7 protein-coding genes are annotated in these 4700 nt (G+C 66.7%); 2 read left to right on the forward strand and 5 right to left on the reverse strand.

Annotated elements, in window-relative coordinates; genetic code table 11:
• A partial coding sequence (locus HUU96_RS11510) for a GMC family oxidoreductase (RefSeq protein ID WP_254605196.1) occupies positions 1 to 627 on the forward strand: 627 nt, incomplete at its 5' end.
• Between the two features lie 9 nt (positions 628 to 636).
• On the opposite strand, the gene HUU96_RS11515 is transcribed toward HUU96_RS11510, so the two are convergent.
• From HUU96_RS11515 to HUU96_RS11530, 4 genes are all read right to left on the reverse strand, one after another.
• Positions 637 to 792, reverse strand: coding sequence for a hypothetical protein (locus tag HUU96_RS11515; RefSeq protein WP_174292933.1), 156 nt, complete (start codon positions 790 to 792; stop codon positions 637 to 639).
• Positions 789 to 2126 (reverse strand): MFS transporter, encoded by a 1338-nt coding sequence (locus HUU96_RS11520; RefSeq protein WP_174292934.1) that lies wholly within the window; start codon positions 2124 to 2126, stop codon positions 789 to 791. The genes HUU96_RS11515 and HUU96_RS11520 overlap by 4 nt, the downstream gene beginning before the upstream one ends.
• Before the next feature lie 289 nt (positions 2127 to 2415).
• Positions 2416 to 2694, reverse strand: a complete 279-nt coding sequence (locus HUU96_RS11525) for a hypothetical protein (protein WP_174292935.1) — start codon at positions 2692 to 2694, stop codon at positions 2416 to 2418.
• Between the two features lie 239 nt (positions 2695 to 2933).
• A complete protein-coding gene (locus tag HUU96_RS11530; RefSeq protein WP_174292936.1) occupies positions 2934 to 3716 on the reverse strand; it encodes a Crp/Fnr family transcriptional regulator in 783 nt (260 codons plus the stop codon).
• Positions 3717 to 3886: 170 nt separating this feature from the next.
• Here HUU96_RS11530 and HUU96_RS11535 point away from each other — a divergent pair, with 170 nt between their 5' ends.
• On the forward strand, positions 3887 to 4519 hold the full coding sequence (locus tag HUU96_RS11535) for an NAD(P)-dependent oxidoreductase (protein WP_174292937.1): 633 nt from the start codon (positions 3887 to 3889) through the stop codon (positions 4517 to 4519).
• Here HUU96_RS11535 and HUU96_RS11540 read toward each other — a convergent pair.
• Positions 4509 to 4700, reverse strand: a 192-nt coding sequence (locus HUU96_RS11540; protein WP_174292938.1) for a hypothetical protein, incomplete at its 5' end; no start/stop codon positions are given. The two genes, HUU96_RS11535 and HUU96_RS11540, sit on opposite strands and share 11 nt — an antisense overlap.

The raw sequence follows: 4700 nt of genomic DNA on the forward strand, positions 1-4700 counted from the left end.
CGCTACCTGCTGACCGGGCACGGGCCGGCGGCGACGAACGGCATCGAGAGCGTCGCCTTCTTCAACCCGGACGATCGGGACGACGAGCCGACGATCCAGTGCATGCACCTCGCCGTCGCGGGGAACCCGACCGATCGGAACGGGCTCAGCTCGGGGCTGACGCTCGAAAACATTGTGATCCAGCCGAAGAGCAGAGGCTCCGTCAGCCTCAGGGATGCCGATCCGACCTCGGCACCGGTGTTCGACCCCAATTACCTTGGTGATCCCGAGGACATGCGGGTGATGGTGGCGAGCCTGCGCTACTGCCGAGAGGTGCTCCAGACCCCGGCGCTGCGCGAGATCATGGAGGTCGAGCTGTCGCCCGGCCCCGATGTCGACACCGACGAGGGCCTGATCGAACATTGCAAGCGCACGCTGACGGTCAACTGGCACCCGGTCGGCACCTGCCGCATGGGCGCGGATGATAAGGCGGTCGTCGACGCGACGCTGAGGGTGCGCGGTGCGCGCAACCTGTGGGTGATGGACGCCTCGATCATGCCCAACATCACCAGCGGCAACACCAACGCGCCGACGATGGCGGTCGCGAGCAAGGGGGTTGACCTGCTCAAGGCCGCGCTCGGTGCGTGATCCCGCCCGTCAGGGCTTGGCGGCTGCCGCCGAAGAGAAGGGCTGAACCGCCCGCGCCGACGGCGGGTGGTCGATGGAGCCGGAGACAGCCGCGTTGCTCCACCCGCCGCCAAGCGCGACGGCGAGCGCGACGAGGTTGCTCAGCTGGTCGCGGCGCACCGTCACGGCGTCGATCTGGCTGGAGTAGAAATTGCGCTGATCTGCGCGGAATAGACCTGCTCGCGATGCTGCTGGATCGTCCCCAGCAGCGCCGAGCCGGCAAGGCCGCCGAGCGACTGGCTGACGATGAACAGCACGATGAAGGTCACCAGCTTCTCGAACCCGCCCTTCAGCGCGCCGAGCACGCCGAAGATCAGGATCGGGCCGAAGAACAGCCCATTGGCGAAGCCCAGCATCGCCTGGCTGCCAAGAAACTGCTCCGGCCGCACAAGGCTCGTGGCGTCGGCGTCGAGGAAGGCCCCTGCCGCCATGAACGCGAGCGCGACGATCGCCAGGATCGCCGCGCGTGGTGGCGTGAAGACCAGCGCAGCGACGCCGACGCCCGTCGCCAGGGAAACGAGGATGACGGCGTAATAGCCCTGCAGCTGGTCCGGTCCCGCACCGACCAGCGCCAGCAGCCCGCTCGCGCCGTAGGTCTGCTCCGACAACACGAAGCGCAGGCCGAACGCGCCGAGCGCGAACCGCATCGTCGAGCCGGCGAAAAGCAGATCATGAAAGATCAGCGGCGCGGGGCGGACCTCTTCATACACGAACGCCGCCGCCATCAGCAGCACCGCCGCGCACAGCGCGATCGCCAGCCAGGGATGATCCGGCCACCATTGCAGCCTGCCCTGCGACAGCACCGCCACCACCAGCGCCAGCGCCGGGCAGACCAGCAGATAGGTCAGGAGGTCGCCCTTCATGAGGATCATCGCCCTGGGACTCTCCGGCAGCTGCAGCAGCGCCACCGCGGCGAGCGCACATAGCGCCAGCCCGCTCTCGAACAGGTAGAGGACATGCGGCTCCTCGCTGAAGGTCAGCGCCGGCGACACCACATAGGCGAACGGCGTCGCCGCCTGCGCGATCGACAGCCCGACGATCAGCCCGCCCATCGTATGTTTCTGGCCGGCCGCCTGGAGCATGTAGAAGATGGTCAGCGTCGACAGCGGCACCGTCGCGAACCCGCACAACGCCCGAGCGACCAGCGCGCCAGTATAATCGTCCCACAGCGTGTTGAGGAGCGTGACCGCCGCGTACAGGATGAGCCCGAGGGCGGCGAACAGCCGGATGCCGAACTGCTGGCGGAATCTGAGGAAGAGCATGTTGCCCGAGACGTTGGTCATCGCATAGGCCGCCGTCAGCCACGCGCCCTCGACCGGCGTCAGCCCGAGCCGCCCCTGGATGAAGGGCAGGTTGACGCCGACAAACGCGCTGCCGAGCGACGCAGCCGCGCCGATCAGCACCGCCGTCGCGCCATAGGCCAGCCGCTCCGGACCCGACCTGTCGGGGATCGGCGGCATACCTGGACTGGGGGGTATTCCCGGCAACTATTGTCGCCTGCCGCGCCTGGGTGCGGCGTCAGGTGAGGTTGGCGTAGCGCAGGATGCGGGTCCCGGCGGTGAGCAACATGTCCGACAGCGATGCGACATCATGCTCCCCATCGCTGGACGGCCGTGGCTAACGACCGGCACGTCGCCCAACGAGAGTGGCGTGCTCGGTCGGACCCGATCTAGGCCGCGATTAGCTGACGGAGGTGCATCGCCGCTGATCTAGATCAGCGGCTGCCGAACCCGGACGCAGGGGAAAGTGTCAGCCAAGACCTGGCTTGATGCTGACCGTCTGCAGGCTCGCGACGATCCGATCGAGCATGACCAGCGAGTCATGGAGCCGCTCCGCATCCCGCTCGCTATAGTCGCTCTCGGCATGCACCGTCGCCGCATCCTGGACGATGTCGATCGCCTGTTCGCCGGTCAGCGTCCCGTCCTCCACCAAAGCGTGGATCAGGCTTTCCATCAGGACCAGCGCCGCTCGCCCGTGCGGGTCGCCGAGCGGGTTGGGGTTCGGAACCGGGAGGGTCGGGATGATCATGGTCTACGCCTACTGACTGAACCGAGGCGGGACGTGTCTCGCCATCGAGAGTGGCGAAGAAATATCACGTCGCGCCTTCCGACTAATAATCTGGATCAACTACACTTCGCTAACGGATTATCAAACCTGGTTTTTCGTCCGTATCCAGCGAATGGCGAAGTCGGCTGCGCGTGGTGTGGCGGAGCAATCCACAAGGATGGCGAGATGATCGCCGTTCGACACCCCAGGACAGTCGGGTTCTAGACGGAATGCTGGTCTTCGGTTGCCGCCGCTAGGTGAAGGTAGCTGCCGTCGAACCCGGCCACGTCGGCGAGAGCAGGCAGATCATGCATCGTCAGCGTTCCCGCCCGCAACTGCATCAATCCCGCCAGCCGCAGCTTGCGTAGCACGCGGCAGACATGGACGGCGGTCAGCCCCAGAGCATCGCCAAGCTCGGCATGGCTCACATCGAGCGGCAATCGCTTGTCGGCAACCAGGCCAACGGCGTTGCCCCGCACATACAGCTCGCACATCAAATGGGCGACGCGCTGGACGCTGTTGCGACGCCCCAGATTGACCATCCAGGCCTTCAGGATATCCTGGTTCACCAGCTGTGCCCAAGACAGCGAGCGCGCTAGCACGGGTCGGGTCGCGACCAATTCCTCTACCCGCGCGCGCGGGATGGTCGCCACGCGACAGGGCGTCAGCGTCGCCATCGTGTCATCCATCGCATCGAGCACGATGATGTGCATATGACAGCAATCGCCGGGCATCAGGAACTCGGTGATCTGGCGCGTGCCTTCGGGCAACATCTTGTAGCGGCAGGCCAGTCCACGCAGGATGACGATCAGAGAACCGGTCTCGTCCCCTTCACGCAGCAGGTCCTGGTGCGCGGGCACCTCGCGCGGGTGATCGCAGGCGTGCTCTAGGAGGTCGATCTCGACTGGAGACAGCGCCGCGACGTTGGCGATCTTAACGATCAACGCGTTCGGCGAGCCGACCTCGTCCAGGCGGAAGCGGGTCCGGCCGGACGGCCGGTTCATGCAATCGTCCGATCGTCGAGCATGCTCATCCCCACTCTCCTCCGGTTCGCCCAAGGCGTTATCGCCCGTTATCTCGATAGGCGGACTAAGGTAGTTAAACCCGCTGGAGGATCGAAACGTTCCTGCCGTTTGTTAGCCATGAACCTGAACGAGACCGGATGGAGCCGACGATGAACATCCTGGTCTTTGGCGCGACGGGACTGACGGGCAAGCAACTTGTCGCCCAGGCCATCGCCCACGGCCATCGGATAACCGCTTTCGTGCGATCCGGCGATGGGCTGGCCGGCATCGGCGGCGATCTGCATGTCGTGACTGGCGACATCACCGACAGGAAGGCGGTGGACGCGGCGGTCAAGGGGCAGGACGCGGTTGTCTCCACCTTGGGAGCGGCCAAGCCTTGGCGGCACACGCCGGCGATCGTCCAGGGCGTGGCCGCGATCATTGCCGCGATGCAGGCCAACGGTGCCGAGCGGTTCGTCTACCAGTCCGCCCTTGGGGTGGGCGACAGCCGCGGCGCGGCGCGCGGGCGGCTGATCGGCCTGATGATCCCGCTGATGCTGCACGCCGCCTATGAGGATCATGCGGTGGACGAGCGGGCGATCCGCGGCAGCGGCCTCGCCTGGACGATCGTCAGACCGGCGCTGCTGACCAACGGCAAGGCGACCGGCAAGTGGACTAGTGGCCCCAATTTGCGCGACCGCTTCCCGCTCAGCACGATCGCGCGCGCCGATGTCGCTGCGTTCATCCTTCGGGCGGTGGAGCGGAGCGAGGACGTGCGGCAGGCGATCAACCTCATCGGCTGACCGGCGGCACCGTCGGTACGACGGCGGCGGCCCAGTCCACCGTCGCGGCGGTCGCCGTCGCCGCCGCCTGATCGAATGCGGCAACGATCGCGGCGGCGTCGCCGCGCTCCGCGCGCTGCTCGGCGGCAAGGCGGTAGCTGCCGATCGAGGCGCGGGGGTGCGGATCGGTCAGCGTCGCCTC

It is taken from the genome of Sphingomonas bacterium, assembly GCF_903644135.1.
In the GTDB taxonomy this organism is placed as follows: domain Bacteria; phylum Pseudomonadota; class Alphaproteobacteria; order Sphingomonadales; family Sphingomonadaceae; genus Sphingomonas.